This window comes from Bradyrhizobium sp. MOS001, from assembly GCF_004634465.1.
Classification (GTDB): Bacteria; Pseudomonadota; Alphaproteobacteria; order Rhizobiales; family Xanthobacteraceae; genus Bradyrhizobium; species Bradyrhizobium barranii.
The window spans coordinates 1-26,930 of the sequence record NZ_SPVJ01000038.1 but is presented as its reverse complement, the minus strand read 5'-3'; the positions used below and the strand labels follow the sequence as shown (position 1 = coordinate 26,930).

Annotated in this window: 27 protein-coding genes; 17 read left to right on the top strand and 10 right to left on the bottom strand. The window is 64.0% G+C overall.

All coding sequences use genetic code 11. The features are described from left to right. Window positions 1–2 precede the first annotated feature (2 nt). Genes CT676_RS32295 through CT676_RS32280 form a run of 4 tightly spaced genes read left to right on the top strand, consistent with a single transcriptional unit; the run spans window position 3 to window position 3,680 of the window. Entirely contained in the window at window positions 3–1,040 is a 1,038-nt protein-coding gene (locus CT676_RS32295) for an NAD(P)-dependent oxidoreductase (protein ID WP_135216131.1), read from the top strand. Further along, window positions 1,027–1,848, top strand: a complete 822-nt coding sequence (locus tag CT676_RS32290) for a GNAT family N-acetyltransferase (protein WP_135216130.1) — start codon at window positions 1,027–1,029, stop codon at window positions 1,846–1,848. The genes CT676_RS32295 and CT676_RS32290 overlap by 14 nt, the downstream gene beginning before the upstream one ends. Before the next feature lie 6 nt (window positions 1,849–1,854). Continuing rightward, entirely contained in the window at window positions 1,855–2,910 is a 1,056-nt protein-coding gene (locus CT676_RS32285; protein WP_135216129.1) for a dihydrodipicolinate synthase family protein, read from the top strand. Further along, complete coding sequence (locus tag CT676_RS32280) at window positions 2,898–3,680, top strand: ABC transporter ATP-binding protein (protein WP_135216128.1); 783 nt, start codon at window positions 2,898–2,900, stop codon at window positions 3,678–3,680. Before CT676_RS32285 ends, CT676_RS32280 begins: the two co-directional genes overlap by 13 nt. 129 nt (window positions 3,681–3,809) lie before the next feature. On the opposite strand, the gene CT676_RS32275 is transcribed toward CT676_RS32280, so the two are convergent. The 3 genes from CT676_RS32275 to CT676_RS32265 form a co-directional block, all read right to left on the bottom strand. Continuing rightward, the gene (locus CT676_RS32275; RefSeq protein ID WP_135216127.1) at window positions 3,810–4,901 is read right to left on the bottom strand and encodes a substrate-binding domain-containing protein; all 1,092 of its coding nucleotides are present in this window, start codon (window positions 4,899–4,901) and stop codon (window positions 3,810–3,812) included. A 177-nt stretch (window positions 4,902–5,078) separates the two neighbouring features. Then, the gene (locus tag CT676_RS32270; protein ID WP_135216126.1) at window positions 5,079–5,336 is read right to left on the bottom strand and encodes a hypothetical protein; all 258 of its coding nucleotides are present in this window, start codon (window positions 5,334–5,336) and stop codon (window positions 5,079–5,081) included. Between the two features lie 64 nt (window positions 5,337–5,400). After that, window positions 5,401–6,384, bottom strand: coding sequence for a DUF2778 domain-containing protein (locus tag CT676_RS32265; protein ID WP_135216168.1), 984 nt, complete (start codon window positions 6,382–6,384; stop codon window positions 5,401–5,403). A gap of 191 nt (window positions 6,385–6,575) precedes the next feature. On the opposite strand from CT676_RS32265, the gene CT676_RS32260 reads away from it, so the two are divergent. Both CT676_RS32260 and CT676_RS32255 read left to right on the top strand, forming a co-directional pair. Beyond that, window positions 6,576–7,016, top strand: a complete 441-nt coding sequence (locus tag CT676_RS32260; RefSeq protein WP_135216125.1) for a DUF1810 domain-containing protein — start codon at window positions 6,576–6,578, stop codon at window positions 7,014–7,016. 134 nt (window positions 7,017–7,150) lie between these two features. Beyond that, window positions 7,151–9,232 (top strand): methyl-accepting chemotaxis protein, encoded by a 2,082-nt coding sequence (locus CT676_RS32255; RefSeq protein ID WP_135216124.1) that lies wholly within the window; start codon window positions 7,151–7,153, stop codon window positions 9,230–9,232. Between the two features lie 15 nt (window positions 9,233–9,247). Here CT676_RS32255 and CT676_RS32250 read toward each other — a convergent pair whose 3' ends face one another. From CT676_RS32250 to CT676_RS32240, 3 genes are read right to left on the bottom strand one after another with little or no spacing between them, the layout of a single operon-like run. After that, window positions 9,248–10,378, bottom strand: coding sequence for an acyltransferase (locus tag CT676_RS32250; protein ID WP_135216123.1), 1,131 nt, complete (start codon window positions 10,376–10,378; stop codon window positions 9,248–9,250). Then, window positions 10,327–10,917, bottom strand: a complete 591-nt coding sequence (locus tag CT676_RS32245; protein WP_135216122.1) for an NAD(P)H-dependent oxidoreductase — start codon at window positions 10,915–10,917, stop codon at window positions 10,327–10,329. Before CT676_RS32245 ends, CT676_RS32250 begins: the two co-directional genes overlap by 52 nt. A 51-nt stretch (window positions 10,918–10,968) precedes the next feature. Beyond that, a complete protein-coding gene (locus CT676_RS32240; RefSeq protein ID WP_135216121.1) occupies window positions 10,969–11,898 on the bottom strand; it encodes an AraC family transcriptional regulator in 930 nt (309 codons plus the stop codon). 296 nt (window positions 11,899–12,194) lie between these two features. Here CT676_RS32240 and CT676_RS32235 point away from each other — a divergent pair, with 296 nt between their 5' ends. From CT676_RS32235 to CT676_RS32225, 3 genes are read left to right on the top strand one after another with little or no spacing between them, the layout of a single operon-like run. After that, window positions 12,195–13,301, top strand: coding sequence for a DUF2336 domain-containing protein (locus CT676_RS32235; RefSeq protein WP_135216120.1), 1,107 nt, complete (start codon window positions 12,195–12,197; stop codon window positions 13,299–13,301). After that, window positions 13,298–13,630, top strand: coding sequence for a PilZ domain-containing protein (locus tag CT676_RS32230; RefSeq protein WP_028152715.1), 333 nt, complete (start codon window positions 13,298–13,300; stop codon window positions 13,628–13,630). The genes CT676_RS32235 and CT676_RS32230 overlap by 4 nt, the downstream gene beginning before the upstream one ends. A 49-nt stretch (window positions 13,631–13,679) precedes the next feature. Continuing rightward, window positions 13,680–14,801, top strand: a complete 1,122-nt coding sequence (locus tag CT676_RS32225; protein ID WP_135216119.1) for an HD domain-containing phosphohydrolase — start codon at window positions 13,680–13,682, stop codon at window positions 14,799–14,801. 452 nt (window positions 14,802–15,253) lie between these two features. Here CT676_RS32225 and CT676_RS32215 read toward each other — a convergent pair whose 3' ends face one another. Next, window positions 15,254–15,931, bottom strand: a complete 678-nt coding sequence (locus tag CT676_RS32215; RefSeq protein ID WP_135216118.1) for a nitroreductase — start codon at window positions 15,929–15,931, stop codon at window positions 15,254–15,256. A 125-nt stretch (window positions 15,932–16,056) separates the two neighbouring features. Here CT676_RS32215 and CT676_RS32210 point away from each other — a divergent pair, with 125 nt between their 5' ends. From CT676_RS32210 to CT676_RS32195, 4 genes are all read left to right on the top strand, one after another. Beyond that, window positions 16,057–17,019, top strand: a complete 963-nt coding sequence (locus CT676_RS32210) for an alpha/beta hydrolase (RefSeq protein ID WP_135216117.1) — start codon at window positions 16,057–16,059, stop codon at window positions 17,017–17,019. A 116-nt stretch (window positions 17,020–17,135) separates the two neighbouring features. Then, complete coding sequence (locus tag CT676_RS32205; protein WP_135216116.1) at window positions 17,136–17,384, top strand: hypothetical protein; 249 nt, start codon at window positions 17,136–17,138, stop codon at window positions 17,382–17,384. A 322-nt stretch (window positions 17,385–17,706) separates the two neighbouring features. After that, window positions 17,707–18,063, top strand: coding sequence for a PilZ domain-containing protein (locus tag CT676_RS32200; protein WP_135216115.1), 357 nt, complete (start codon window positions 17,707–17,709; stop codon window positions 18,061–18,063). A 54-nt stretch (window positions 18,064–18,117) separates the two neighbouring features. After that, window positions 18,118–19,092, top strand: coding sequence for an ABC transporter substrate-binding protein (locus CT676_RS32195; protein ID WP_135216114.1), 975 nt, complete (start codon window positions 18,118–18,120; stop codon window positions 19,090–19,092). Between the two features lie 53 nt (window positions 19,093–19,145). On the opposite strand, the gene CT676_RS32190 is transcribed toward CT676_RS32195, so the two are convergent. Continuing rightward, window positions 19,146–19,409: a DUF3551 domain-containing protein gene (locus CT676_RS32190; RefSeq protein WP_343287553.1), complete on the bottom strand. Its 264-nt coding sequence runs from the start codon at window positions 19,407–19,409 to the stop codon at window positions 19,146–19,148. Between the two features lie 880 nt (window positions 19,410–20,289). Here CT676_RS32190 and CT676_RS32185 point away from each other — a divergent pair. The 3 genes from CT676_RS32185 to CT676_RS45445 all read left to right on the top strand — a co-directional run bounded on the left by CT676_RS32185 (window position 20,290) and on the right by CT676_RS45445 (window position 22,871). Further along, a complete protein-coding gene (locus tag CT676_RS32185; protein WP_135216113.1) occupies window positions 20,290–21,399 on the top strand; it encodes a DUF937 domain-containing protein in 1,110 nt (369 codons plus the stop codon). 94 nt (window positions 21,400–21,493) lie between these two features. Beyond that, window positions 21,494–21,988, top strand: a complete 495-nt coding sequence (locus CT676_RS32180; RefSeq protein ID WP_063983612.1) for a hypothetical protein — start codon at window positions 21,494–21,496, stop codon at window positions 21,986–21,988. Window positions 21,989–22,247: 259 nt separating this feature from the next. Further along, a complete protein-coding gene (locus CT676_RS45445) occupies window positions 22,248–22,871 on the top strand; it encodes a septal ring lytic transglycosylase RlpA family protein (protein WP_244623321.1) in 624 nt (207 codons plus the stop codon). 78 nt (window positions 22,872–22,949) lie between these two features. On the opposite strand, the gene CT676_RS32170 is transcribed toward CT676_RS45445, so the two are convergent. Further along, window positions 22,950–23,825: an MBL fold metallo-hydrolase gene (locus CT676_RS32170; protein ID WP_135216112.1), complete on the bottom strand. Its 876-nt coding sequence runs from the start codon at window positions 23,823–23,825 to the stop codon at window positions 22,950–22,952. A gap of 146 nt (window positions 23,826–23,971) precedes the next feature. Between CT676_RS32170 and CT676_RS32165 the strand changes: the two genes are divergently transcribed. Beyond that, complete coding sequence (locus CT676_RS32165; RefSeq protein ID WP_135216111.1) at window positions 23,972–24,955, top strand: glycerophosphodiester phosphodiesterase family protein; 984 nt, start codon at window positions 23,972–23,974, stop codon at window positions 24,953–24,955. Here the strand turns inward: CT676_RS32165 and CT676_RS32160 are convergent. Next, window positions 24,952–26,574 (bottom strand): ABC-F family ATP-binding cassette domain-containing protein, encoded by a 1,623-nt coding sequence (locus CT676_RS32160; protein WP_063983614.1) that lies wholly within the window; start codon window positions 26,572–26,574, stop codon window positions 24,952–24,954. The two genes, CT676_RS32165 and CT676_RS32160, sit on opposite strands and share 4 nt — an antisense overlap. Window positions 26,575–26,930 lie beyond the last annotated feature (356 nt).

Here is a 26,930-nt window from a genome sequence, read left to right as displayed (position 1 = left end):
CCATGCTGCTCACCCGCCAGACGCTGCCGAAGACGATCCCGGATATCGCGGCCCTCGACGATCTCCTGTGCCGGCCGACCCAGGCGCTGATCGACGACCTCAAGAAGGTCGAGGGCGACATCATGATCCTCGGCGTCGCCGGCAAGATGGGACCGACGCTGGCGGGGCTCGCGAAAGCCGCCGCACCTGATCGCCGCGTCATCGGCGTCGCCCGCTTCAGCGACGCGAGCGTCAAGGACTGGCTGCACGCGCGCGGCGTCGAGACGATCAGTTGCGACCTGATGGACGAGAGCGCGATTCAGGCCCTGCCGAAGGCATCCAACATAGTCTTCATGGCCGGCCGCAAGTTCGGCGCCGAGGGTGACCTGTCGCTGACCTGGGCGATGAACGCGCATGTGCCGGCCCTCGTCGCGCAGGCCTTCCCGACGTCGCGCATGGTGGCGTTCTCGACTGGCTGCATCTATCCCTTCGTCCCCGTCGACGGCAAAGGCGCGACCGAGGACATGGCACCGAACCCGCCCGGCGAATACGCCCAGTCCTGCGTCGGCCGCGAGCGCATGTTCGAGTATTTTTCGCGCAAGTTTGAAACGCCGGGCCGCCTGTTCCGGCTCAATTACGCGATCGACATGCGCTATGGCGTGCTGCACGACATCGCCACAAAGGTGCTCACGGGAACGCCGATCGATGTCAGTCTCGGCCACGTCAATTTCATCTGGCAGGGCGATGCATCCGCGCAGGCGCTGCGGTGCCTTTCGCATTGCACCGCGCCGACCTCGCCGATCAACGTCAGCGGCCACGAGATTTTGGCGGTGCGAGATCTCGCAGCAAAATTCGGCGCGCGCTTCGGCCGCGCGCCGGTGCTGACAGGCAAGGAAGAGCCGACGGCCTGGCTGACCGACACGTCGAAAGCCGTGGAGCTGTTCGGCCTGCCGGTGGTCGACACCGAGCAGTTGATCGCCTGGACCGCGGACTGGGTGTCCCGCGCCATGCCAAGCCTCGGCAAGCCCACCAAATACGAGGTGCGCGATGGACGCTACTGACGGTTCGCCCATCCTCAAGCTCGGCGTCGACGACGCGATCGCCGGGCTGGTGCTGTCGACGGAAGCGCACTGGAACCAGACCGAGGAGGACTGGCGAATCTTCCTGCACGAGGGCGTGGTGTTCGGTATTCGCGACGGCCTACGGCTGGTCGCGACCGCGGCGCTGCTGCCCTATTCCGGCAACAACGCCTGGATCAGCATGGTGCTGGTATCGGGCACGCATCGCCGCCGCGGCCTCGCCACCCGTCTCGTCGATGCCTGCCTGGAAACCGCGCGCAAGAACGGGCTGACGAGTTGGCTCGACGCGACGCCCGACGGCGCCGCCGTCTACGGCCCGCTCGGCTTCACGCCGACGCTGCAATTGCGTCGGCTGAAGCTGGTGAAATCCGGGCGAGCCGAAGCCCCACCGCCTTCATCGGCGACCATCGATGCGCTGCGAGCGCGGGACCGGCGCGCCACCGGTTTCGACCGCACCGCACTCCTCGCCGCCATCGCCCTGCGCTCCGGCTCGCGCATCGTCGCCGCGCATGGCGCCATCGCGCTGGTTCGCGACGGCCGAACCGCGCGCCATATCGGACCGTTGCTTGCCAACAATGCCGCGCCAGCGCTGGCCCTGGTTCATGCGATCGTGCGCTCCGAGACCGGCCCGATTCTGATCGATGCCGTTGCGCCGCAAGCCGCGTTCCTGGACGGATTGACCGCCTCGGGCTGGACCATCGAGCGGCCGTTCCAGCGCATGCGGTTCGGCCCCGCCACCACCGCTGCCAAGGATACGCCGTTCGCCGTCGCCGGCCCTGAATTCGGATAGGACATCATGCACCACAGCCAGATCAACAGCGACGTCCGCAAGCTGATCGCCGACGGCACCGTGCTGCCGGCGCACCCCCTCGCGCTCACGGCGGAGCGCCAGCTCGACAAAACGCATCAGCGCGCGCTGACGCGCTACTACATCGACGCCGGCTCGGGCGGCCTTGCGGTCGGCGTCCACACCACGCAATTCGCGATCCGCGACGTCGGTCTCTATCGCCCGGTGCTCGAGCTCGCCGCCGAGACCGCTGCGAACTGGACCAAGCGTCCGCTGGCGATGGTCGCGGGCCTCGCCGGCCCGACCCGGCAGGCAACGGCTGAGGCCCGCACCGCGCGCGATATCGGCTATCACGCAGGGCTCCTCAGCCTCGCCGCGATGAAGAGCGCCTCCGAGGATGAGATCATTGCACATTGCACGGCGGTCGCCGCCGAGATCCCGCTGGTCGGCTTCTATCTCCAGCCGGCCGTCGGCGGGCTCGTCCTGTCGAGCCGGTTCTGGCAACGCTTCGCCGCGATCGACAATGTAATCGCGATCAAGATCGCGCCGTTCAACCGCTATCGCACACTCGACGTGCTGCGCGGCGTCGCGGCGGCCGGTGCGCTCGACCGCGTCGCGCTCTACACCGGCAACGACGACCACATCCTGCTCGACCTGATGCTGCCGTTCGATCTGCGCGACAACGGCATCACCACGCGCACCTACTTCAAAGGCGGCCTGCTCGGCCATTGGTCGGTGTGGACCGCGAGCGCCATCAAACAGTTCGAGCGCTGCAAGGCGGCGCGGCACAAGGAGACCGTGCCGGCCGATCTGCTCGCCCTCGATGCCCGCGTCACCGACTGCAACAGCGCCTTCTTCGACGTCGCCAACAATTTTCACGGCTGCATCGCCGGTTGCCACGAAGTGCTGCGGCGTCAGGGCCTGATGCAGGGCCTGTGGTGCCTCGACCCGAACGAGGGCCTCAGCCCCGGCCAGAAAGAGGAGATCGACCGCGTCTATCGCGAGCACGCCGACCTCGGCGACGATGCGTTCGTCGCCGCCAATCTGAGCAAATGGCTGGCATGAGCGCCGAGCCCTTCATCAGCCTGAGCGGCGTCCGAAAGGTCTATCGCAGCGGCGGCGCCGAGTTCCTGGCGGTGTCCGACGTCACGATGGACGTGCAGGAAGGTGAGCTCGTCTCGCTGGTCGGCCCCTCCGGCTGCGGCAAGACCACGGTGATGAAGATTTTGGCCGGCCTGCACGGCGCCGACGGCGGCACCGTCAGAATTGGCAATGCCAAGAGCCCGTTCGATCCGACCCGCGACATCGGCATGGTGTTCCAGCAGGCGCTGCTGCTGAAGTGGCGCACCATCCTGGACAACGTGCTGTTGCCGGCCGAGATCGTTGGCCTGCCGATCAAGGCCGCGCGCGATCGGGCGCGCGATCTGCTCAACCTGGTCGGGCTTGCCGGCTACGAGCAGAAATATCCGCGAGAGCTCTCGGGCGGCATGCAGCAGCGCACCGCAATCGCGCGGGCCTTCATTCACGATCCAAAACTGATCCTGATGGACGAGCCGTTCGGGGCGCTGGACGCCTTGACGCGCGAGCAGATGAATTTGGAGATGCTGCGGATCTGGCGCGAGAGCGGCAAGACCATCATCTTCGTCACGCACTCGATCCAGGAAGCCGTGTTCCTGTCCTCGCACTGCGCCGTGCTGACGGCGGGACCGGCGAAGATGGCCGACTACTTCCCGATCGACCTGCCCTTCCCGCGCGACCTGCCGTTGAAGACGACCGACGCGTTCGGCGCCTATGCAAGGCGGATCTATGCGAAGCTGGGGCTGGGCGCGGCTTGAGTCCGTAGCCCGGATGGAGCGAAGCGTAATCCGGGGCGGTGCCGTTGACGTGCGAGATCCCGGATTTCGCTCCGCTCCATCCGGGCTACGGAAGCGGGGCGCGGCGTAACCACCGCGCCCCCTTCACACTCAGGTCTTGTTCCGCATCTTGCTGAGCAGATAGTTGTCGTAGAAGTTTTCCGCGATCTGCGTGTAGAACAGCAGCTCCTTCATATAGGCGTCGTGGCTCTCCTTGGTGCGCTTGAACAGGTCGCTCTTGGCGGCGAGCTCGTTCAGGTGCTCCTGGGTGGCGTTGTAGCAGGCCTCCAGCACCGGCTGCGGGAACGCCTTCAGCTCCGCGCCGTTGGCGATCAGGCGCTTCAGCGCCGCCGGATTCACGCTGTCGTATTTCTCCAGCATCCAGGCGCCGGCCGCCGAGGCGGCCTGATTGACGATCGCCTGGTACTGCTTCGGCAAGCTCGCCCACTTCTCGTCATTGACGATCATGTGCAGCATCGCACCGCCTTCCCACCAGCCGGGGAAGTAATAGTACTTGGCGACCTTCTGGAAACCGAGCTTCTCGTCGTCATAGGGACCGACGAATTCAGCGGCGTCGATCGAGCCCTTCTCCAGCGCCGCATAGACGTCGCCGCCGGCGAGCTGCTGCGGCACGATGCCGAGCCTGGCCAGCACGTGGCCGCCCATGCCGGCGATGCGGAATTTGAGGCCCTTGAGATCGTCGACGGCCTTGATCTCCTTGCGGAACCAGCCGCCCATCTGGGTGCCGGAATTGCCGCAGAGGATGGCGTGCGTCTTGAACGGCTTCAGCGCCTCGTTGGTGAGGTCGGCGCCGCCGCCGAAATACCACCAGGATTCCTGGTGGCGATGGTTCATGCCGAACGGCGCGCCGGTGGCGTAGGCCAGCGCCGGCTCCTTGCCGATGTAGAAATACAGCGGCGTCTGCGCCATCTCGACGGACGCGACGCTGACGGCATCGAGCGCCTGGAGGCCGGGGACGAGCTCGCCGGCCGCAAAGGTCTGGATCTGGAATTTGTTGTCGGTGGCTTCCGCAACGTATTTCGCAAAGGTCTGCGCCGTGCCGTAGATGGTGTCGAGCGACTTCGGGAAGCTCGAGGTCAGGCGCCATTTGATCTCCGGCGCGCCTTGCGCAATCGCAGGTGCAGCAACCAGCGTCGTCGCGCCGGCGACTGCGCCGCCCTTGAGGAATGTACGGCGTTTCATGTTGGGGTCTCTCCCTGGAAGTAAGTTTCAAACATATCGGCGTCTGGCCACGGTCTTCGCGGACCGTTTGCCCGTTCCTATAGCGGAGTTCAAGCTGGGAGCGGAAGGCCTGCCGGCGTCCGTAGCCCGGATGGAGCGCAGCGCAATCCGGGCGACGAGAGCGCGTTGAAAGGCCGCTCAGAGCAGCTTCGCGCTCACGAACAGCGCGCGCACGGCGTTGGTCGCCTGCACCGCGAGCATGGCGTTGCTGGCGGCGCCTTCGAGCGCCGCGACCGCCTCTTCATGGAGCGAGCGGAATTCCATCCACTCGACCGATTTGAAGTTGGTGAGGAATTGATAGGCCTGGCCGACGGTCGCAATCGCCAGCGTGTCGCCGTTCAGCTTGATCTTGAACGTCGTACGCAGCGGGGTCTCGGAACTTTGGGGATCACTCATGGGCTGCTTCTGGACGAGGTCGGCTTAACGAAGGGGAAACGGCAGCCCCGCCGTCCAGCAAATATCAGGAGTCGGTGCTCGCGCGCTGCGAGGCGGTCGCCGATCCGCGCAGGTTAGGCACGACGACCAGGCGGTTGAACTCGCCATTGTCCCAGGCCTTCAGGAAGCGATCATAGTCCTTGATCGAGACGCAGCCATTGGAGTCGCCGCGCGGCCCGAGCATGTAGTTGTGGGTGAGCAGGCCGACGCGGCCGAGCGCACTGGTGCCGTCAGTGGGCGTCAAGCGCAGGGCACGGACGCCGTGGAACAGCTTTTCGCGCGGCTTCAAATCGTAAGTCGCCGGCGGGGTCGCGCCAACCATGCGCTGGTCGACATGGTCGGGGTCGTCCATCAGCGCGCCCATGCCCGAATGCGCTTCCAGCGCGATGCCGCTCGGCAGGTAAAGGGCCTTGGCCTTGATGTCATACACCGCCGTGCGCGAATCGTAGCCGAGCGCGGCGAGATCAGGCGCCCTGCTGAGCAGGCCGTCGCCGGGAGTCAGTGACGCCAGCTTGATCTTGTCGGTGAATTTTTCGAAGAAATTGCGGTTGTCGACCCTGGGGTTGGTCTCGGCATAGGCTTGGCTTGATGCGATCTGGGACGCGAGGTCTGCCTGGGCCGGGCGCGAGCGCGGCACCGGGATGGCGTCGGCGCGCTGCGACGGCCTCGTCTCGTCAACCACGTGCCGGTCATCATCGGTCAGGGTCGAGCCGGTCAGGGTCGAGCGCCAGTCGTCGCCCTGGAGTTTTTGGGCCAGCATCGCCTTGGCGTCGCGCAGCTTGAGCTGGACCACGCTCACCGCGGAGCGCTCCAGCGTCCGCAGGCCGAAGTCACGGGCCGGCGGGCTGCTGGATACCGAAGCGAAACGGTCGTCAAACGAAGGGCCATTGGCCGGAGGCAGTGCGGTGGCCGGAGGCAGTGAGGCAGTGACCAGCGGCGCCGAATCGCCCATGTCCGCGACCCAGGCGGCCGCTCCCAGTGCCAGCGCGACGGCTGCCAAGGACAGCAGTATCGTCTCCGCTCGCCCAATACGGCGGCGCGACAACAGCCTTTCGGCGCTTGCGCGGTCGGAAACCATCAGATCCCCAAATCAACCCCCGGAGGGGCCCAACCCCCGTCCGGAGACTCTATACCAGCTATCGCATTGGGAGCCAAAACTTAGGCATAATCGCGGCCGGCAAGCCCCCTTTGAGGTATCCAATGACCGATCCTTTCGACCTAGAGCGCTTTGTCAGGGCCCAGGACCCGGTTTTTCGCGACGTCCAGGGGGAGCTGGCCCGGGGCCGGAAACAGACTCACTGGATGTGGTTCGTCTTCCCGCAGATCGCCGGCCTCGGCTTCAGCACCATGTCGCGGCGCTACGCCATCGGCTCGCGCGCGGAGGCCAGAGCCTACCTCGCCCACCCCGTACTCGGTCCGCGACTCGTTGAATGCACCACGCTCGTGCTTGCCGTCGAGGGACGAACCATCAACGCGATCCTCGGCGCGCCCGATGACGCCAAATTCCGCTCGTCGATGACGTTGTTCGGCGCGGTCTCCGACGAACCCGTCTTCGACCAGGCGCTCGCCCGATATTTCGCAGGCGAGCGCGACGGCGCGACGCTGGAGATGCTCGCCAGGCTCGATCGGCCGGCGCGCTAGCGCGACCTACGCCTAGACGAATGGACGCATGCAGGCGGGGCATGGCGGCCGGCAGCGTAAACTCCGGATTAACACCGGCTGCCTATCGTTTGCGCAGAATAATTTTCTTCCCCGCGCCAATTGCCGGACAGATCATGAAAATCGGTACGCTGCTGACCACCGCCATCGTCTCGCTCTCGACAGTCGGCGGCGGCCTCGCCGTCTACGTCGCCGTGACGAAGTACCAGACGATGGACAGGATCGCCGAAGCGCAGGGACGCCTCGCGATCGTCCGCGCCGCCAGCGACATCCCGCGCTACCTCAACCCCGAGCGCGGCTTCGCCACCAACATCCTCTACGGGCCAGCGACGGTCGATCCGGCGCAGCTGACCGAGCACGACAAGCTGCGCAAGCAGACCGACGGCGCCCGCGACAGGATGAACGCGCTGCGCAAGGAGCTGCCCGGCCCGTTCGACGACGGTGCCACCATCGGCAGCAACATCGACGCGATCAATTCGAAATTCACCGCGCTCCGCGAGGCCATCGACAAGGCGATCGCAGGACCTGCGGATGCCCGCAAGGACGCGGCCAAAAAGGTCGTCGCCGACAATGCCGTGCTCAACGCGGGAGTCACCGCGCTGCTCAACGAGCAGGTCCGACGCATGGCGATCCTGAACGGCGACGCCTATCGCCAGTCCAACTACGCCAACATCGCCATGACGCTGCGCGACGTCGGCGGCCTCAATTCCAGCGTGCACAAGAACCTCGTCGGCGCGAAGAAAGTGGCCAACGACGGCGAGAAGGCCGACATGGCCCGCATGCAGGGCCGCAACGACCAGATCGTGATGTCGCTGATGGAATTGCGTGGCAATGCGGCAACTTCGGCCAACGTCGCCGCGGCGCTGGAGACGATGAACGCGAACTATGTCGAGGAATTCGGCCGCGAGATGAAGCTCGTCAAGGACGGCGCCGTCAGCGGCAAATACGAACACGATGTCGAGACCTTCTACGTGGCGTCCCAGAAGGGCCTCGGGTCCATCATCGGCGTCCGCGACGCCTTCTACGACAACGCCGAGCAGATCCTCGCCGGCGCTTCCTCCGCCGCGCGCACCAGCTTCACCATTGCGCTGGCCGGCCTCCTCGCCGTGCTGATCGCCAGCGCCGGCCTGATCGTGATGGTCCGCCGCCGCGTCTGCGCTCCGATCGTCAGCCTGACGACGCGGATGTCGCGCCTTGCCGACGGCGACGTTGCGGACGAGATCCCCGGCGCCGAGCGTTCCGACGAGATCGGTGCGATGGCCTCCGCCGTCCAGGTGTTCAAGGACAACATGATCCGGGCCGACCGGCTCGCAGCCGAGAAGCAGGCCGAGAACGACGGCAAGATGCGCCGCGCCCAGGCGCTCGACGGGCTCACCCGCGCATTCGAAGCCAAGGTCACCGAGCTCGTCGGCGGCCTCTCCCGCGCCTCCTCCACCATGGAAAGCACGGCGCAATCGATGACCTCGACGGCGGCCCAGACCAACAGCCAGGCCGCGGTCGTCGCCGCCGCCTCGCAGCAGACCTCGACCAACGTGCAGACGGTCGCGAGCGCGACCGAAGAGCTGACCTCCTCGATCTCCGAGATCGGCCGTCAGGTGGCACAAAGCACCGAGATCGCGGCCCGCGCCGTCGACAACGCCCGCCGCACCGGCGACACCGCGCGCGCGCTCGCCGAGGGTGCCCAGAAGATCGGCGACGTCGTTACGCTGATCCAGAGCATTGCCGAGCAGACCAATCTGCTGGCGCTCAACGCGACCATCGAAGCCGCCCGCGCCGGCGACGCCGGCCGCGGCTTTGCGGTCGTCGCATCCGAGGTGAAGTCGCTGGCGGGCCAGACCGCCAAGGCCACCACCGAAATCTCCGAGCAGATCACCGCGATCCAGTCCGCAAGCGACGAGACCGTGAACGCGATCCGCAACGTCGCCGACGTCATCGCCGAGATCGACCAGATCGGCACCGCGATCGCGGCTGCGATCGAAGAACAGGGCTCGGCAACCAGGGAGATCTCCCGCAGCGTGCAGGAAGCCGCGCGCGGCACCCAGGAGGTCAACACCAACATATCGGGCGTGCAGCGCGCCGCCGACGACACCGGTGCGGCCGCGAGGGAAGTGCTGGGCGCGGCTGAGCAGCTCTCGACCCAGTCGCGCGATCTCGCCGGACAGTTCGACCGTTTCCTCGGCGAGGTCAGGGCGGCCTAAGAGCGGCCGGCGGCATCAGGCCGCTCTTGTCACGATCCGCCTGCGTCCCAGGTCAATGAATGGCACTTCGACGAAGCGACACATCAGCCAGGCCGCCGGCGTCGTGATCAGCAACGCTGCCAGGAACAGGACCGCTGCGCGGATGACCGGATCCAGCTCGACCGGCAGCAGACGAGTCGCGATCGCAAGCCCGATCATGTGCAGCAGATAGAAGCTGTACGATATTCGTCCAAAGAACCGGGCGATTTCGAGATCCAGCGGCCGCAGTGCGACGAGCTTGCCGGGGCTGAAGGCGGCAAGCCAAATCAGAACGGACGCGCAGAGCGTTTCAAACGCGATCGTTACGGCGGTCTGCTTGCGAACCGCCACTATGACCAGGACAACAAGAGCGATGGCTGCGATCGTCGCTGCCCAAGGTGGTTGCGATCCCCTGGTCAGCGTGGTCCGGCTTGATTGTACGAGCAAGCCCACGACGAACGCGTAGAGCGGCGCAAGATTGGTGAAGCCGCCCAGCAAGTGAACATAGGGTCCCCAGAACGCAATTGCGAAGAGAAAGGCGACCAGGAGCCACACCGGGGTCGTGCCATGACGCCTCAGCAGAGCGTGGGATATCAGGATCACCGGAACTGCGACGCACTCCACGGTCAGGGACCACATCACGCCGTTGATGTCGCTCTTGATGAGGAGCGCATTGAGGACGACGTTGAATGGGTCGAACGAGGGCAGAAAGCCGATATAGAAGCCGAAGGTTTGATAGGCTAGCGTCAGCAGGAGCACCGTCGAGACAGCGGCAGGGAGCAGCCTGAACAGGCGGTGACGCACGAAGGTGACCGGATCGGGATCTCGATCCAGCGATCGCGCGAGAAGGAAGCCGCTGAGCACGAAGAAGACGACGACCGGCGCCATTCCGGTCGCGACCATGTCCCAAGACAGCATGCAGGCGTGAAACGCAAGCACCGACAGGGCCGCATAGCCACGCATGGCCTCAAGTCGCGGCAGAAACGCCGAATTCTCACGCAATTCCATTGGGCTGAATGGTTGGCGCGGCAGATCGCTGACGGCAACCGTCCCCCTGCGCGGAACAGCATACGGCATCAGTACGGCGGCGCCTTGCGCGTCCGCTGCGCCTTGGCGGCCTCGATCCACCACAGCAGGTCGTCGGCAAAGCGCGGGAACGAGCGCTCCAGTGCCTTGCCGCCCTCGCCGATCGGCTCGCTCTCGGCCGACAGCGTCTGCGCGATCGGGCCGACGCCGATGGTGCTCGACACCACGACCATGCCCATCTCCGACAGCGTGCCATGCCAGGCGGTCGAGGCGCGTGCACCGGACAGTCGGCCGGCCGAATAGCTCACGATCGCAGCCGGGCGCCAGAACCACTCTTCCAGGAAGTGATCGGTGAGGTTCTTCAGGCCGGGCTGGATGCCCCAATTGTATTCGCCGGCGACGAAGACAAAACCGTCGGCGCCGCGGATCTGCCCCGCCAGCTTCTCGAGCGCCTCGGGTGCCGCCCCCTTGGGATATTCCTTGTACATGCGATCGAGCATCGGCAGGCCGATCGCCTTGGCGTCGATGAACTCGACCTCCTCGCCGCGCTGGCGCAGGCGATCGATGACGAAATTCGCAAGGCGGACGCCCATGCGGTCGGAACGGTAGGAGCCGTAGAGGACGAGGATGCGATTGCTCATGGCCGGGACGCTAGCACGAAACGGCGGTACGGCCTCAACCGATTTGCCGCGCTACCGTTGCCGTCCGAGCTCCAGCGTTTGCGACGGCGTCTCGCCGAACTGGTCGCGATAGCTTCTGGAGAAGTCGCTGAGATGCCAGAAGCCGAACGCCAGTGCGACGGCCTTGACGCTGTCGGCACCGGCGAGCAGGCGCTGACGCACTAGCCACAACCGGCGCAGGCGCAAATAGCGATGCAGGCTCATGCCGCGATAGCGGCGGACGACGTCGTGCAGGGTGCGGACGGACAGGTTGAGCTTGCGCGCAATCTCCTCGCTGTAGATCGGCTGCGAGAGGTCGTCGGACAGAAGCGCGCGGATCTCCCGGAAGATCCTGAAGTTGCGCTCGTCATTGGGACGCAGGGTCCATCGCGCGGCAACGACGCTTTCGAATGCGTCGTCGACGGCGCCAAGCAGGGACTCCTTCATGGCCGCGGCCGTCAGCGGCACGTCCGCGGCTCCGATCGGCTCCGACGCGGCAGCCAGCACCTCCCGAACCAGGCTGCGCAGCCGGTTCAGGCTCGCGGCCGTCGTTTCAAATATCTTGAAGCTGGATGTCGCGTGCGGCCAGCCGCGATCCGTCACCTCCGGCCTGAACACCACCGAGGCAATTTGCCGCTGCACCTCCTCGATGGTGGTGTAGGCGGCGCCGCCGCTGCCGATGACGATGACCGGTCGTGCCCGCTGCGAGCCGTTGAAGCGGATGGGCACGTTGAGCTCATCCATCGTGAATCCGATGGCGGTGCAATTCTCGACGAGCTGCGCGTCGACGACGCGGGGAAACGCCCGCGTGAAATTCACGTCGCAACCGGGCAGCGACAGAATGGTCTGCTCGGCCGAAATCCTCCGTACGAAGGGCGTGAACTCGAAATTCAGGCCTCGTATGGCATTCCGAAATTCGTCGACGTCGGAGAAGCGAAATACCCTGGGCGCAATACTGTTCATGGCAATGTGAAACGTCGCGTCGTAACCAACGCGCGTCCGGCGGCGATGCCGGCTTCCCCCTTTCGGTTGTCCCGTTCGACCGAAAGAATCATCCTAATTCGTCTCGTTCAGTTGGCGAGGGTCCCGTTCAAAGGACAAGTCGCCGCATCGAGTCTCGCCGAATTTCGATAGCGTTTCCAGCGCCGCCAACGGTGCGCTGATACCCCGTCGATCAAGCTCTAAATTTCAAATTAACGCATGTCAGGCGGAATGAAGGTCATTGGATAGTCGCGATTTTTTTGAGTCAGGCCCCTGCCATGATGGCAAATTTGCCTGCTGATATTCTGGTTGAGCTGGAACAGGCGGTCGCTACGTGCCCGCCGGACCGCTGTGCACGCATCCTATCCGGCATTGTGCAGTTGCTCACCGGTAGCCGCGACCGGCCTCAGGAATTGCTCGCCGGCGTGGTTGACGGCGTTCTGCTGCGATTGACGGAACGCGTCGAGGCCAAGTCGCTCGTCCAACTCAGCACGGCGCTTGCCGAGCTCAAGGTGGCCCCGCCCGAGACATTGCAGCGCCTTGCCTCACACGACGACCCGGACGTGGCCTGTCCAGTCCTCCTCAAATCGCAGGCAGTCTCCGCCACCGATCTCGCGACGATCGCGGCCTCGTGCGGCGAGCGGCATCAACGCGCGATCGCCGCGCGCAACTCGATCGAGCCTGAAGTGGCCGAGGCGCTGATCAAGCGCGGCGGCCCGATCTGCCTTGCGCTGATCAAGAACCCTGGAACCCAATTCTCCGAGGCAACTTACGCCGCGCTGATCGCCAGGGCCGATCCGGACGGCGAGATTGCAAAGGCGCTGGTGCTGCGGCCCGGCACGCCCGACCTGGTCGTCCGGAAACTGCTCTCCGTGTCACCTGCCCCGAAGGCGCCGGCCAAGGCCAACGCATCCGCCATTCCACCCGCACGACAAGCCGCGCCGGTTCCGCCCAAGCTGCCCTGCCCGGCCGACTATGCGAGCGCGAGGCCGGAGATCGTCGCCCTCAGCCGAGTCGGCAAGCTCAACGATTCCACCGTCAACCGCTTCACGATCCGCGGCGAGACGGCCAATCTGTTCACGGCGCTCTCGGTGCTCTCCGGCGCGCCGATCGAGATCGTGGAGCATGTCATGACCGATGACGATTGCGAGGGCCTCGTCATGGCCTGCCGGGCCGCACGGCTGAACTGGGCCACCACGCTTGCGATCCTGAGCAACCGCAGCGGCTCACGGCTCTCCTTCGTCGAACGCGAACGGGCGCAGCAGATTTTCGAAACGCTTCTCTTGTCGACCAGCCAATGGACAGTGCGCTGGGGGGAAATTGCAGCGAGTGCCAACCCAAGCGATGCGGGACATCGCGGCACAAAAATGGGGGTTAGCCGATGAGGTTCGACGGTCGAAAGGCGCTTCGCGTACGGATGGATCACAAGCAGGCCGTCAATCTGATGGGCTCCGACGGCACCTGGCGACGCAGTTGCTTCCTGCTCGACGTGTCGCAAAGTGGCGCCAAGATCGAGGTCGAAGGGACGCTCGACGTGCTCCAGGCCAAGGAATTCTTCATGCTGCTGTCGTCGACGGGGCTTGCCTACCGGCGGTGCGAACTGGTGTGGATCGACGGCACCATGGCCGGCGTGCACTTCATCACCGCAGACGGCAAGAAGAAGCCGGCGAGCGCAAAGGCGGCCGCCGCGCCAAACTCCACGCCGAGCAAATAGGCTCCAGAATTCATCGAGCTCATTCAATGTCATCATAGTCCGGTCCGCCGTGCAGAGTGCCCGAACCATATCCAGCCCCGTCAAAAGCGACGGCGCCGTCCGAACGACGGAAGCGGTTCGCCCGTTTGTGCATGTGCTGGCCGATTCGTCCGACAAGCTGGCGGGGGTCTGCTCGGCCCTCGAACGGCAATTTACCGTCGCCGGCGAACGACTCGATGCGGAAGCCAGGCTGTCACAAGTGCCATTCGCGGTCGTCGTTCGCGCGGAGCTGCGTGACGTCGGCACCATCGCGGCCATCAAGAAGCGCGCCGGCAAGCTGGCGAAAGCCACGAAGCGCATCTTCCTCGTCGAGCACTCGTCCCACGTCGGCATCTCGCAGGCCTACGCACTCGGCGCCACCCTCGTTCTTCCCGGGGCGCTCAACAAGAGCAAGCTGCTGGCAGCGCTGGCTGACCCGGCCGAGCTGGCCTCTGCTGGCTCAAGTGACGCACCGCAACCGGACAACGCCGTCGAAGCCGCGGCAACCGCCATCGCTTCGATGTTCACGGCCGTCACGCTCGGCGAGCCCCTCGACGTCGACGGCACGAAGGAAGCGGGCCGCAGGATCGCCGACCGCATCACCGAGCACGGCCTATCCGAATGGCTTGCCACGGTGCGGCGTCACCATGAGGGAACCTACCAGCATTGCCTGCTCGTGACCGGCGTGGCGATCGACTTCGGACTGAGCCTCGGCGTCGGGCGAACCGATCTCGAGCGGCTGTATTCCGCAGCCATGTTCCACGACATCGGCAAGGCGCAGATTCCGCTTGCGATCCTCGACAAGCCCGGCCGCCTCGACACCGACGAACGCGCCATGATCGAGAAGCATCCGGCGGCGGGTTACGAGTTTCTGAAGGATCACGAGAAAATCTCGCCCGAGATTCTCGACGCCGTGCGGCATCATCACGAATATCTCGACGGAAGCGGTTATCCCGACGCGCTGTGCGGCGAGAGCATCAACGACATCGTCCGCATTCTGACGATCTCGGACATCTTCGCCGCGCTGATCGAACACCGGCACTACAAGCCGACGATGCCGCGCACCGAGGCCTACAACATTCTTTGCGGGATGACCGGAAAACTCGAGAAGGCCCTCGTAACCTCGTTCAAGGAGGTTGCGCTCACGCGATGACCGCGCAGGCTAGGCGCTCCCGCAGCGAGGACCTCGTCACGAACCGCGCTTAGTGCGTGGCCCGGTATTTGGCGCGGTGCGGAATCGACCGGGAGGCCAGTCCTTCCGCAAGCAGCTTCATGTCCTCGCGTCTGCCACTCCGGATCAGCTTGCCGAGCTCATCGGGTGTGAAGGGAAGATTTGGATCATCATCAATCGGATACCGCGGTCGCGGACCGAAGAACCGTCGAACCAGGCTAGCCAGCCGCCGCATGTCGATTCCCTCGCGCCAGCAACAAACCTTTCACTCCGCGTATTGTTCCTCCCGCGCGATCGAGATTGCAAGAGGCCACCAACGGCTCAGCATCAAAAAAATTGACGAGAGAATAATCTCCTCTCCTCCACCTCAGCCGGCTCTCCGCGTTAGTCGGCTCGCAGCGTCAGCCGGCTCTGCGCATCAGTGACTTCCCGCACTAGTCGGCAAAGCCGACATAACGCACGAAATCGTCGTTACCCTCGCGATCGGAGCGAACGGCGTTCGCGGCGAAGCTGTCGTCGGGATATCCCATCGCGACACATGTCATGATGACCTCGTCTTCCGGAATCTTCGCGACCTCGCGCACGATGTCGGAGCGCATGATGCCCTGCCCGTTGATCACCGAACCGAGACCGCGGTCCCAGGCCGCGAGCACGATGCCGTAGCAGAGCGCGCCGAGATCGAAATGGCAGACCGCGCCGGGATCCAGCACGCGGTCATAGGTCAGCACCAGCGAGACCGGCGCGTCGAACTGGCGGAAGCCGCGCAGCACCCAGTCCTGCCGCATCGGCTTGTCGTCGCGCGCGATCCCCATCGCGCCGAACAGCTTCTTGGCGATGTCGACCTGCCGGGTGCGATGAATGCCCTGGTATTCGCCGTGGCTGATGATGTCGCGCTTGACCTTGGCGCCGCCGACCATCTCCTCCATGTTGCGGCGGCGCAGCTCTTCAAGCGGAGGGCCTGTGAGCACATGGACATGCCAGGGCTGGGTGTTCATCGACGACGGCGCACGCTTGGCGCTCCCGATGATCGCCTCGATCACCGCGCGGGATACCTGCTGCTGCTTGAAACCGCGCACGCTGCGGCGCGACTGGACCAGCGTTTCGAATTCCAACTCTTGACCTCCCTGACCGTTCATTCCGCGGCATTGCAATTGTAACGCGTAACCGGTTGCCGATGCGGTACGCCAAATCTATGCTACCCCGCAAGCAAGACCAAGAACCCAGCGAGGACCTGCAAATGCCCGCACCGCTCGATCCCGTCATCGCCCAGATCATCCCGCTGCTGCCGCTGCGCGATCCCACCACGATGACGCCACAGAGCGCCCGCGATGCCTTGCGCGCACTGGCTGCCTCGCGTGCGGATGTGCCGCCGCCCCCCGTCGAAACGGTGCAGGATATCAAGGTGAAAGGCGGCGCCGGGCCGCTCGATGCACGTGTCTATCGCGTCGGCCCCAATCCTGCGCCAACCGTGGTCTTCTTCCACGGCGGCGGCTGGGTCGCGGGCGATCTCGAAACCCACGACCGGCAGGCGCGCAATCTCGCGATCGAGACCGGTGCGGTCGTCGTCTCCGTCGATTATCGGCGCCCGCCGGAAACGCGTTTTCCCGGCGCCTTCGAGGACGCGTTCGCCGCCGCAAGTGACATCTTCAACCGCGTCGCGGAATTTGGCGGCAACGCAAAGCGTCTCGGCGTTGCCGGCGACAGCGCCGGCGGAAATCTCGCAGCCGCCACGGCAATCGCCTGCCGCGATGCCGGCATCAAGCTGGCCGCACAATTGCTGGTCTATCCCGTGACCGACGTCGTCGGGGGCTACGCGGATGCGCGCGAGAACGCGCCCTATCCGTCACGCACCGAGAATGCCGACGGCTATTTTCTGACACGCGCGACGATGGAATGGTTTTGCGGCCACTATCTCGCCGATCCCAAGGATGCCGCCGACTGGCGGGTCTCGCCGCTCCGCGCCGCTTCGCTCAAAGGGCTCGCGCCCGCGATCGTGACCACCGCATGGTTCGATCCGTTGCGCGACGAAGGCGCGGCCTATGCACGGGCGCTGGAGGCCGCCGGCGTCCGCGTCAAGCACCATGAGGGCCCCGGCCTGATCCACGGCTATTTCGGCCTTGGCGATGCTTCCGCGGCCGCGAAGGCCGAGGCGCAACGCGCACGGGCCGATTTCAAGACACTGCTCGCGCGCGGAATCTGAACCGCAGATGAATGGAAAAATCCCCGACATCGGTCGTGGCGCGCATCGATCCTGCTTGATTGCGCCACGATTCGCGGTTCCAATCCGCTTGGTAATTTTGTCCTAGGGAGACACCCATGATGAAGCGGATTTTTCTCGCAGCGATTGTCGCCACCTTTGCAGCGGGCTCGGCCCTCGCGGACGACACCTGCGAGAGCAAGGCGGTCGGCAAGGACGGCAAGGCGCTCGCCGGCGCCGCCAAGACCTCGTTCATGAAGAAGTGCAAGGCCGACGCTTGCACGCCCAAGGCCGTCAGCGCCGACGGCAAGCCGCTTGCCGGTGCCGCCAAGAACAGCTTCATGAAGAAGTGCGAGGTCGGCGCCTGATCGCTGCTGGTTCGCCACTGCTGCACGGACACTCTGCAACTCCGTCGTGCCCGGGCCTGTCCCGGGCATCCACGTATGTGTGTCCGTGCGGCACAGATCAGATGGCCGGGCCAAGTCGAAAGCACGACCATCCTCTAGTAACGTCGTCGTCAAGCCGTTCGAATTAACCACCAATTCGATCCAATTTTAATAAGACAACAACGCTGCTTGTTAGCGTGAGCCGCACAGATCAACGTGCGGGAATTGCCGTTTTCCGGATATCGGCGGGACCGGGAAAGTGACTTCGTCGAGTGCGATCGTCTTTCATTGGGAGCATCTCGCCATGATCGAACGTCGTGCAATGAAGCGCATACCGATCAACCGGGCCGCGCGGCTATCGTTTGGTGAAATTCACGGGACTCATCCGTGCCTGGTGCGCGATATCAACGCCTTGGGTGCCCGCATTTCCACGCCGTACTACATATTTGCCGACGAGTTTGTGTTGTCGTTCGACGGCCATTCCGGAATTTTCTACTGCCGCGTCGTATGGAAAAAGGAGACGCTCTGCGGCGTTTTATTCCTCCTGCGTCGTCGCTCGCCAAAAGCAGCGAACGATTCCGGCGCGCGCGCAAATGTGGTGCGACTTGATCGCCGGCTCGTGTGCCGCGGCGGGGTCTTTAGCCCGGAAGTATCGACCTGACTCCTCGCCCGCGCGGGTGCATATTGCAGCGGTAGGGCGTCGCGAGGTGACCGAATGAAACGCCGCAATCTTGTCGCGCTTCTCGGCGCTGCGGTGACCGTCATGCCCCTCGCGGCCCACGCGCAGCAACCCGCGGTGCCGCGGGTTGGCTATGTCTGGGGTGGCGTTCGCGGGACGGACTTGTACTACCAGACCGGCTTCCGTCGGGGACTTGCGGACCTGGGATATGTCGTGGGGCGCAACCTGCTGCTCGAAGAACGCTACGCCGACGGAGAGCCGGAGCGCGTTCCCGCATTGATCGCTGAACTTCTCACGCTCAACGTTGATGTTCTCGTGACTCCAGGCACACCAATTTCGCAGGCTGCGCAACGTGCAACGTCCACGGTGCCGATCGTCTGCATGAGCGGAGATCCGGTCAGAGCCGGTCTTGTGGCAAGCCTTGCCCGACCAGGCGGCAATATCACCGGGCTGTCGCAGCTCTCGGGCGAATACGGTGTCAAGTGGGTGGAACTGCTGAAGGAGGCGGCACCGAAAGTGCACCGTGTCGCAGTGTTGTGGAATCCTGACAATCCGACGACCGCCAACCAAGTCGAACTCATGCAGAAAGCGGCGCCCGGTCTCGGTATCGAGCTGACGGCTCTCTCGATACGGCGCGCGGACATCGACAACAGCTTCGCCGCGCTTGGGGAGAGAGGCTTCGATGGTCTCGTCGTCACCGACGATCCATCGCTGATACCCCTCGTTCCCCGCCTGATCGAGTTCACTGCAGAGCGGCGCTTGCCGGCGATCTATCCATTCCGCGACTCGGCTCAGAGAGGAGGACTGATGTCGTACTCGGCCAACCTTTTCAAACTATGGCAACGCGCTGCAAGCTATGTTGATCGCATTCTGAAAGGGGCCCGTCCGGCGGAGCTTCCCGTCCAGCAGACGACGGATGTGATCCTGAATATCAACCTCAAGACCGCCAAGGCTCTTGGTCTCGACATTCCCATGACGCTGTCCGCCCGAGCCGACGAGGTGATCGAATAGCAACGGAAATGCTGCGCGCGAAAATTGCGCTTGGCAGACTGTCGCCGGGCGTATCAGTATGGGATTGATGAACGCAAGCGGCCGCCTGATAGCCTCGCCTGCGGTCGCTGCCAATACGGGTTCTCCACGCACATCGCGGAAAGTCCGATCGCCGACGCTCGGCACTGATCCCATGACGTATAAGCGCATTCGAAATAGGTGCTGCCACCCCACTCCCATCTCTGAAGGCAGACGGGGTGGCTGGGATCGTAAGTTTGGGCTGTAGCCGAGGCGATCGCCAGGATCGCCGCACTGCCCAGGATTAGCCAACGGAGCATCCACATCGCCGCCTCCTCCAAATGGATCATCCAAGCTTTCCGGCTCGACCGCCGCTCATGTGGAGACAGAAGACGCTTTGCGACGCTATAGCTCCTGCGTCGTCGCTCGACGAAAGCGGCGAACGAGTCCCTCGCGCCCACATCGGCACCTCTGCGCTCGCCCCAGGCCGGCGGACATAACTCATCCGATAAGTGGCCCTGAGCCTTGCTCGGAAAGACCCTGCAGCCGCCATCCTGCAATATCACTGGTCTTTCCGCATTGCTCGCAAATCAGGTGAGAGCATCCCCTAGCTCGTCCCCGCTGAACGTTCTCGCGGGAGGCTTCACATCCGCAGCGCGGGCAAGCTAGCGCCGCGCGCCCGCATCCAGGGCTTGCGAGCAAGAAACTGGCGAAGTTCGATACGCGGTCGACGATCCTTCTGATCAATTTGGATTATCCAAACGACGGCCCCGGACTTGGGTTGAGTGTGAGGTTCCGGGACCGTCATCGAGGCGCGGACCGCAGCCCACCCGCGCACTGCCAGTAACGTGGATGTCCGCGCGACGAACAATTGTCTTCTGGTACAATCCCACTGCGCGTCATCATGCCCGCTAGCGGGCATTGCGGTGCTCGGAGCCGATAGCCAATCCTGGCCCGTCAGCGAAACATCGATGCCTCTCAACCAGGTCCGCCTGATGGGCCGCAGCGCACTGGATATCTCGCGCCGAACTCTTCGCATTTGCCCTGTACCGAAGACCTTTGATCTGGATCAAGGAGTCGAACTATCGATGCAATCTCAACTTGGGCGATAGGCGCCGTTCGGAACCATCGACGCCTGTCACATCAAATTCGCGAATTAGGGGGCAACCAACAGACCTGCAACGTAGTGGAGAGACCGCCATGGCCGTCAATCTCATTTCAGCTGCACAACAGCTCCTGACCCCTGAAGTCATTGCGCAGATTTCCTCCTTTCTTGGGATGGACCGAAGCGCGACGCAGAAGGCCGCAATAGCGGCCATCCCGACCATACTGGCCAGCCTGTCGGATCTGGTCGGAACCCCGGCCGGCGCCAATCAACTGTCAAAGCTGCTGTCACAACAGCAAGGCAGCAATCCCATGGATATGTTGCGCAACGCCGGCGCCCCGGACCTGGCTCAGACGGGTTCGAGCATGTTGTCCGGACTGCTTGGAGGCCGAACCATGGATACCATGGCCCAGGCGATCGGGAGTTTCGCGGGAATGGGCGATGGCGGCGGCAAGTCGTTACTCGCCGTGGTCGGGCCGCTGGTCCTGGGTATGCTCGGCAAGCAGCAGCATGACGCCGGGATGGATGCAAACGGACTGGCATCGCTTCTGCGCTCGCAGAAAGATCAGATCATGGCGGCGATTCCATCGGGCCTCAGTGATCAACTCGGCGCCGCGGGCCTGATCGACAAGGCACGCAGTGGAATGGCCACTGCCGCCGCCACAGGGAGCCGGATCGCCGGCGTTTCCGGCGCTACTGGCGCGAGCCAGGCCGCCATGGCCGCCGGCCGGTCGCAATGGCCATATTGGCTCGCCGCGCTCGTTATCGTTGCCGGGCTTGCCATATATGCGCTTCAGCGTCCGACCGAGCCGACGGTCGCTCAGAGTACAAACATTACGCGGCCCTCAACCGGAACTGTGGGCATGGCGCCCGCGGATCTGACCGTTGACGGCGTGAATCTGGCGAACCAGGTCAATTCGTCCCTTGGTACGCTGCAGGCTCAACTGCCGACCATCACCGATGAAGCTAGCGCGCAGGCGGCCCTGCCGAAGATCAACGACGCCATCTCACAGCTGGATGGCGTCACGGCACGAGCTGCCAAGCTTTCTCCGGAAGCGCGACGCGCGCTTGCCAAGCTGATCGTCGCGGCGGCGCCGGCCATCAATCAGATGTGCGACAAGGTCTCGGCGACACCGGCCGGCACGATCGCAAAGCCAGTGATCGACAATCTTCGTGCCAAGCTCGACCAGTTGGCGAAAGCCTGAAAGCCAGAGACGTCACACGCAATAAACTCGCCACACTTCAGGACGGGACGTGTTTCCCACCCTCCCGTCCTGCAAGATGAAAGGAGAAGACTCCATGGCCGACAAGACCAGTTTCACCAAGGATGAATGGGCGCTCCTCCTGAGAAGCCCGATGAATGCTGGAATGGCCATTACGGCTGCCGAACCGAGCGGATTGTTTGGCCTTCTGAAGGAATCATTTGCTGGCGGCACCGCGCTCGCCCAGGCGGCCACCGATCCCAATGCCAACCCCTTGGTAAAGGCTGTGGTCGCCGACTTCCAGACGAGCGACGGCCGGGCCGCGGCTCATGACGGGTTGAAGGCAGAGCTCGGCAAGAGCACGCCGGCCGAGATCAAGACCAAGACAATCGCATCGTTGCATGAAGTCACGGCGCTGCTTGCTGCGAAAGCTCCGGATGATGCCGCGGCTTTCAAGGGCTGGCTGCGTCAGATTAGTCAAAAGACGGCTGAGGCTGCATCGGAAGGCGGAGGGTGGTTCGGTGGGGGCGTTCAGGTCAGCGACGCCGAGAAAGCAACCCTCGGCGAAATCTCCAGCGCGCTTGGCATCTGATCTCGGTGGGCCGCACGGCCCACCTCTACGCGCCCTGCACCATTGGTTTGCGGGATGCCAGAGCCGCTGGCTTCCCCAAGGCCAGCGGCTGTTCTTTGCGGCGATGTGCGGGCAGTTGGGCAAATTCTCGTTGCGCGTCGGCTGGGCGCTGACCGAAATGGCAACTCCGCTGCCTTCCACGGCAACGTTGACATATGTCAAAGCCGGCAATTCCTGGAACCGAACTACTCCAACCAGCTGAGGCGCTGGGGGGGCCATCATGAAACGATGGAGCGGTCAACCTGCACTGCTCGCTGCTACCGCGATTGCTGCGTCATGCATCGCATTCGATGGTGGAATTGACTCTGCGCATGCGAAGTTCGGTCGAATAACGAAGTCGGCGATTGTCCCTGGCGCAACGCCGCTGGAAGTGCATGACCATACCCGCGACGCAAACGGTTCGCCAAACGCCAACGACCTCCCCTCGCTTGCCACGAAATCACCCCGACGGCGTCAGCGCGCAGCAGGGCAAGGCCCGAAAGCTCACGGCGACATTCGGCGCGCAACGCATCGGAAGAGCAACCATCAGCATGCATTTCATAAGAAACATCCTAGAAGGGAAACCCCACTGTTCGGGCTTGCGAGTTTCTACTCGGAAGACCAGATGACCGCGAGTGGCGAGAGGTTCAACAAGCATGCGCTGCATGCGGCGCATCCGTCCTTGCCTTTCGGAACGCGCCTGCGCGTGACTAATGTCTTGAACAAAAAGTCCGTGATCGTGAGAGTCAACGACCGTGGTCCATTTGTTCATGGACGCATCATCGACGTTACATCGGGTGCGGCCCAGGCCCTTGGAATGATCAAGATCGGCGTGGTCAATGTCACGCTTGAAATCGTTCGATAATGGCCGCCTATTTCATATATCGACGGCGGCCGGGCCGTGATCAATACGGCGGGAAAGGACTGATTTGGGCGTACAGGCCTAGTCCCGCTTGAACCGATAGTCGAACGCCCCATCCAGCGGCTTGATCAGCCCGACCGTCGGCGCCGGAAAATGGATCGGCAGGATCAGCGTGTCGGTATCCGCAACGGAGGCGAAGAACTTTCGCCGCGAGACCGCCGACTGCCTGGCATCCCAATCCGGCTTCGCCGACCAGTCCGGCTCGCGGCACTGGATCTGGTGATGCATGAGATCGCCCGCGACCACCGCGCGGCTCCCCTTCGAAAAGATATTCACGCAGCAATGACACGGTGAATGCCCCGGCGTCGGCGTCAGCGTGACGGTGTCATCGAGCGCGTAGTCATCGTCGACCAGCAGCGCCTGCCCGGCCTCGACGATCGGCAAGCAGTTGTCGCGGAAGACGGTGCCGGGCGGGTTGTTGCCTTTGGCATTCTCGGCCTCCCAGGCCGCGTACTCGCCCTTGTGAAAGACGTACTTTGCATTCGGAAACGTCGGCACCCAGCGCCCGTCGCGCAAGGTCGTGTTCCAGCCGGTGTGGTCGATGTGCAGATGCGTGCAGAAGACGTAGTCGATCTGCTCGAAAGAGATGCCGAGCGCGAACAATTCGTTGCGCCAGCGCTCCTTGCCCGGAAAATCGAACGGCGGCGGATGGCCCTTGTCCTCGCCGGTGCAGGTGTCGACGAGGATGGTGTAGCGCGGCGTGCGCACGACAAACGTCTGATAGGTGATCACCATCATGCCGCGCGCGGCATCGAACACCTCCGGCTCCATCGTCGGCAGATGACGGGCGAACACGCCCTCGTCATAGGCCGGGAAGAAATCCTGCGGCCGCCGCCACGGCCCTTCCCGCTCGATCACCGCATCGATGGTGATGTCGCCGATCCGCAGTTGCTTCATGGTTGTTCGCTCCCTTTTTGGGAGGAAACGTAGCGGGCGACATAGGACCGTTCAAGCCGCGAGGCGTACAGGCCTCCCATGCACCCCGATTGCCGCAAATCAACCTCAAACGCCGCCGACGATAACCCTGGAATGGGGAATATCTGTTGGGCAGGAAACTCAGAGTCGTCACGGCAGTCCTGATTGCCGTGGCCGCGGGCGTCTACATCAACAACACCGATCTGCTGGCGCCGCATCGCGACGGCAAACCGGTGCTGCTCGCGCATCGCGGTATGGCACAACGGTTTGACGAGCGCGATGTGAGGAACGACACCTGCACCGCCGCGCGAATGTTGCCGCCGGCGCATGACTACCTCGAGAACACCCTCCGTTCGATGCATGCGAGCTTCGACGCCGGCGCCGATGCGGTCGAGCTCGACGTGCACCCGACGACCGACGGCGAATTCGCCGTTTTCCATGACTGGACTCTCGACTGCCGTACCGACCGCCAAGGCGTCACGCGCGAACAGAGCATGGCGAAACTGAAAATGCTTGACATCGGCTACGGCTACACGGCCGACGGCGGCAAGACATTCCCGTTTCGCGGTAAAGGCATCGGGATGATGCCGACATTGTCGGAGGTGTTCGCCGCCTTCCCTGACAAGAAACTCCTGATCAACGTGAAGAGCCGAGACCCAAACGAAGGCGAGAAACTTGCCGCCGTGCTGAACGCGCTCCCGGCCGAGCGGCGCCGGACGATCATGGTCTATGGCGGCGACGAGCCCATAGACGTGATCCGTGGCCTCACCCCTGATGTCCGCACCATTTCGCGCGGGGCCATCCGGAGCTGCCTGATCCGCTATATCGGCTATGGCTGGACCGGCCTGATGCCAGCCGCCTGCCGCAACGCGATGGTGCTGGTACCGATCAACGCCGCGCCCTGGCTATGGGGCTGGCCCGATCGCTTCCTCAATCGCATGACCGACGCCAACAGCGCGGTCTTCGTGCTCGGCCCCTACAGCGGCGGCGAGTTCTCCACCGGCATCGATACGCCCGAATTGTTCGCCCGGCTGCCGCAAGCCTATTCCGGCGGGATCTGGACCAACGAGATCGAGGCGATCGCCACGATCTCGCGCAAGAGCAAAAACTAGCTCCGCAACCCCGGCGCTTCCTGCCCGGTGCGCGCGACATATTCCGTGTAGCCGCCACCGAACTGGTGGATGCCTTCCGGCGTCAGTTCCAGCACGCGGTTCGACAGCGTCGCCAGGAAGTGGCGGTCATGCGAGACGAACAGCATGGTGCCCTCAAAATCCGCCAGCGCCGTGATCAGCATCTCCTTGGTGGCGAGGTCGAGATGGTTGGTCGGCTCGTCCAGCACCAGGAAGTTCGGCGGATCGAACAGCATCTTGGCCATCACGAGGCGCGCCTTCTCGCCGCCCGACAGCACGCGGCAGCGCTTCTCGACGTCGTCGCCGGAGAAGCCGAAGCAGCCGGCGAGCGCGCGCAACGAGCCCTGCCCCGCGGTCGGAAACTGGTCTTCGAGCGACTGAAACACGGTGCGCTCACCGTCGAGCAGATCCATCGCGTGCTGAGCGAAATAGCCCATCTTGACGCTGCCGCCGACTGCCACCGTGCCCTCGTCCGGCTCGCTCGCACCGGCGATGAGCTTGAGCAGCGTCGACTTGCCGGCGCCGTTGACGCCCATCACGCACCAGCGCTCCCTGCGGCGGATCATGAAATCGAGGCCGTCATAGATGCGCTTGCTGCCGTAACCCTTGTAGACGTTCTTGAGCGCCACGACGTCCTCGCCCGAGCGCGGCGCCGGCGGAAAATCGAACGCCACGGTCTGGCGGCGGCGCGGCGGCTCAACCCGCTCGATCTTGTCGAGCTTCTTCACCCGGCTCTGCACCTGGGCCGCATGAGACGCGCGCGCCTTGAAACGCTCGATGAACTTGATCTCCTTGGCGAGCATGGCCTGCTGGCGCTCGAATTGCGCCTGCTGCTGCTTCTCGTTCTGCGCCCGCTGCTGCTCGTAGAACTCGTAATCGCCGGTATAGGTCGTGAGCGATCCGGAATCGATCTCGATCACCTTGGAGATCACGCGGTTGATGAACTCGCGATCATGCGAGGTCATCAGCAGCGTGCCTTCGAAATCGTGCAGGAATTTTTCCAGCCAGATCAGGCTTTCGAGATCGAGATGGTTGCTCGGCTCGTCGAGCAGCATGACGTCGGGGCGCATCAAAAGAATACGCGCCAGCGCCACGCGCATCTTCCAGCCGCCGGAAAGCTTGCCGACGTCGCCGTCCATCATCTCCTGGCTGAAGCCGAGGCCGGACAGCGCCTCGCGCGCGCGGCCGTCGAGCGCATAGCCGTCGAGTTCCTCGAACGCGTGCTGCACCTCGCCATAGCGCGCGATGATCTCGTCCATCTGGTCGGCCTTGTCGGGGTCGGCCATCGCGGCCTCGAGCTCGCGCAACTCGGCTGCGACCTCGCTCACGGGACCTGCGCCATCCATCACCTCGGCCACGGCGCTGCGGCCGCTCATCTCGCCGACGTCCTGGTTGAAATAGCCGATGGTAATGCCACGATCGGTCGAAACCTGCCCTTCATCGGGCAGTTCCTCACCGGCGATCATCCGGAACAGCGTGGTCTTTCCCGCGCCGTTCGGGCCGACGAGGCCGATCTTCTCGCCCTTGTTGAGGGCGGCGGAGGCTTCGATGAACAGGATCTGGTGGCCGGCTTGCTTGCTGACGTTGTCGAGGCGGATCATGGGGTCTTTTTGGGGGGAATGTTGCGTTGCAGCGTCATAGGCCATACGGGCCGCCAGGGGAAGCCCGGCCGGGCCCGGATTCCACCCCGCCAGACGCCAGCTTCCTGTAATTCATCCCGACGCGACGCTTCGCGCCCGCTGTCTGCCGTCTCGCTGTCCGCTTCCAGCCGAAGCGCGCTGTCCGAGCGGCAAGGCGTGACGTCCGCCAATGTCCCATATAGCGGACTTGCCGCTACCGCCCGTCAGGCGTCGGCTTGTGACCCTGGCTGTGTGAAAAGCCACGAGTCGGTTACGATTCCTCCGTTTCCTGATGGGGGATATGGATGGGACGCTTCGTTGAAGGCGCGGACAGATCC